Annotated in this window: 3 protein-coding genes; all 3 read right to left on the bottom strand. The window is 45.0% G+C overall.

Going from position 1 to position 3,261, the window contains the following annotated elements:
- A partial coding sequence (locus tag J0895_RS02560; RefSeq protein ID WP_207086573.1) for an NACHT domain-containing protein occupies positions 1 to 2,473 on the bottom strand: 2,473 nt, incomplete at its 3' end.
- 69 nt (positions 2,474 to 2,542) lie between these two features.
- Positions 2,543 to 2,968, bottom strand: coding sequence for a hypothetical protein (locus J0895_RS02555; protein WP_207086572.1), 426 nt, complete (start codon positions 2,966 to 2,968; stop codon positions 2,543 to 2,545).
- A gap of 103 nt (positions 2,969 to 3,071) precedes the next feature.
- Positions 3,072 to 3,261 (bottom strand): hypothetical protein (locus J0895_RS02550; protein WP_207086571.1); only part of this gene is annotated, 190 nt, incomplete at its 5' end.

Raw genomic sequence — 3,261 nt, 5'->3', positions numbered from 1 at the left:
GTTTGGCAGAGAGGCGATCGGGTAATTCGGTTAAATTTTCCAGTTCTCCTTCATCCTCCCCATCATGCCAAGCGCGATAAAATTCAGGATAGGGCAGGTTTTGGGCGCAATGCCAGATGACTTCGTAATAATCAAAAAAGCGCTTCAAATCTTGTTTTGAAGTTGAATGATACAAGTCATTTTGTAAAATATTAACCACATGCAACATCTTACCCTCAGTTGTTAAAATTTTCTTTAAACTATCTGCTGCTTGCCAATGGCAATTTTCATCAGCGCAGGTTTGTAAAATTTTAAGTAACACCTCCAAGGCTGTGGCGTTACCTGGATAGATACTCCCTAAAGCATATGCCGCTATCATAAGCGTCAAATTATCCGTGTATGTTTTTAATATTCGCTCTAACTCAGCAATAGCATCTGGGTTTGCCCGAGCTATTTCTGCTAACCTGTCTGCGGCTTGCCAACGACTATCTTCATATATTGAAAATTCTAAAATAGTAATATTTTCGATATAATTATGGGTGACTATTAGGACCGCTTCTAAAACCTCTGGTTTTTCCCTGCTGGAAACTGCATCCTTTGACAAGGCTATATGACCTAAATCTGAATTTTCTAAAATATATTTAGCTTGTTTTGAGATATCCTCATCACCAGACTTAGTAATTAATTTTTCTAACCCAGCTGTCGCTTCTAGATTACCTGGATCGATTTTTAATAACGCATCCGCTGCTATAATAACTGTAAACCCATCAGTGGAATTTTTTATAATTTGAACCAACGCATCGCTCCCACTTTGATTGCCCGGGTCAATCGTTGCTAATTTAGCTGCTACTAGCCACAAGCGATATTTATTTGAACGTTTATCTCCTAATAATTTGGCTAAAGTTGAAATTACTTTATGACGGACAGTTTCTTGCAAAGCATCTCTAGCTCCCTGGGCTTCAGGAGTAAGAAATTCTCTCAAGTCATCGGGTTCAATATTCAAAATAAAGGCATATTGACAGATTTTTTCAATGATTTCATCAGCCCGATCGCATTCCTTAAACTCAGCGATTCCGGCAGCAGCGAGAAAATAGGCGCGATATTCATAAAAATTCCCGCATCCATCCTTAAGCTCGATTAACCTGACTATAAACTCTTCTTTCTTGTCCTTCTGTACATCTTTGCGCCCCAACCACAGCAAAATCGTCTGTTTCCACAGGGAGTCAAAGATGCGATAGCGCTTGCCAGGAACTGGGCACTCTCGATGTTCTCTAGGCAAGAAAAAATCCCAATCTTCAATGCTTAACGCCGCAAAATATTCCTGAAACGTGGCGTGATAGAAAGCGTAAACTTTCTCATCGGGGTCTTCTGCTGCGACTCCCACCTGATTTAACCAACCCAGTTGCAGCGCTAAGGCAAACAGAGACTTATCATCATCACAATCCCCCAGTACCTCGGCAACTAACTGATGCCGCAGACGAAACGGAGAGGTGGCATCATCTATTCCTTGCCGCGCCAATTCTCCTAATGCGTGGTTAAGTTGCTGACGCTGCTGTTCGGTGGTGGGGAAATGGTTCTGTTTCCACCGATAAATTTGCCCTACAAATCGTTTGTAGAGTGCTGCCTGAGTTTCCGGCAACCCTTCGGAAGTTTGCCAAGTGCTGCACAGCAGGGTCAACCGCAGGGGATTTTTCACCAAATCCTGTAGGCGCTGATATTCCGCTTTAGCTAATTCCTGGCGCAGCGCTTCCCCGTTAGCGGCATCACTGTGTTCAAACCACTTGCCGATAAACGCTTCCACCTGGGTGGGATAGTTAAAATTCAGCATTCGATAAGTCTCGAACGCTTCCAAAGCATTTAGATTCGCTTCCCAGACATTAACCCGACAAGTCAGAACCACCCGCGCTGAAGCAATCCAGCCTTTCAGTTGAGTGGCGATTTGCTGGAGTGGCAATCCTGCCGTTGCCCTTTCCGTCGCCATCTCATCCACCCCATCCAGCAGCAACCACACCCGCCCTTGTTCCAGTTGCGCCAGAAAGTCTTCTCGCACCTGTTCACTCAGGCGCGATAAAGGAATGGCTTTTTTTAGCCAAGTTTCCAGCAAATAGTCCCCCAGTTCCCGTCCCTGCAAGTCTGCCAAGGAGATCCAAATCGGTAGATCCGGGCCTTTTTCTAATATCCAATCAGCGATTTTTTGTAATTGGGTAGTTTTTCCGGCACCCGGTTCGCCGATGATAGCAATCTGCCGCCCTTTGGTTTTGCCTTCCCCTTTGCCGAGGATATTATCCAAAAACTGTTGGTGTTCAAAGCGCTGCTTTTCTTCATATCCGGTGGGTTCGTAGAGTTGGGAACCCGTTTCAGCCGGAGTATCCCCCGGGCGTTTGTCGCGCTGGCGTCGTTCCACTAGCGCCAGGGGAACGTGAATGTCATCGAGGTTAAAGTTGATATCCTCGTTGGCAGTGAGAAGGTTGCTGCTGAGTCTGCCGTCAAACATTTTTTGGCAGACTTCGCGCCAGTCGATAGGGGGAGTTGACTTAACCGGATCCCATTCCGGCGACTTTGGTCAAATGTTTACGTTGAATGTCGGGTTGTTCATTGAACCTTGGTTCACAACTCCTATTTTTTCAGCCAGTTTTGCCAAATTTTGAATGGTTGGCTGCTCAGATTTAAGAGCCTCTCGAATTTTTTTGATCTCCTCAGCCAATTGTGGATCCGCCTGAGCTGTAGTTGCTACCTCCTGGACTGCCTGACGGAGTTCTGGATCTTGGTTAACTGCACTTTCTAGTTCAAGCACTGCTTGACCATAGTCTAAAGGTTGTTGCTTGGACCCTTCAATAGCACCAGCTACTTCCGGCGATGTAACTTTAACTCGTTCCCATAAATTATTACCTGCGTCAAAAAGCTTTTCTCCGACGTTGCCAAGTGTTCCTTCAGTGATTTTGGTCCCCACCCAAACGATAATCGATATGATAAGTTCTACGGGTTCCATTGGTTTATCTGTAATGATTGCAGGACATGAGAAGTATTTTCTGATTTTACTCTAAAACTGGACAGTGAAAAGTTCTGTGAGATAATTAATTAGGGGCCTTCAACTATCCAGTTCGTCTGAGTATGGCTTGATGCATGAATGACTCTTTGGCGTGAAGGAATTTTGTCAAAAGTAAGCTGGGTGGACTTTCGGCTAAAATAGAGGGACCCGCTTGGAGCAGAGTCAGCCGAACAATTTGTTCACGCTTGATGACCACTGCTTGAGACAGTTCTGAACCACCCGGAAAAACTCTT

This window comes from Phormidium pseudopriestleyi FRX01, from assembly GCF_017313335.1.
Classification (GTDB): Bacteria; Cyanobacteriota; Cyanobacteriia; order Cyanobacteriales; family Laspinemataceae; genus Laspinema; species Laspinema pseudopriestleyi.
The sequence above is the reverse complement of the archived record's forward strand: the minus strand, read 5'-3'. Positions and strand labels throughout refer to the sequence as shown.

Bases quoted from the DNA above. Each gene is read 5' to 3' on its own strand.
- J0895_RS02555 (WP_207086572.1), bottom strand. From the start codon at position 2,968: ATGGAACCCGTAGAACTTATCATATCGATTATCGTTTGGGTGGGGACC.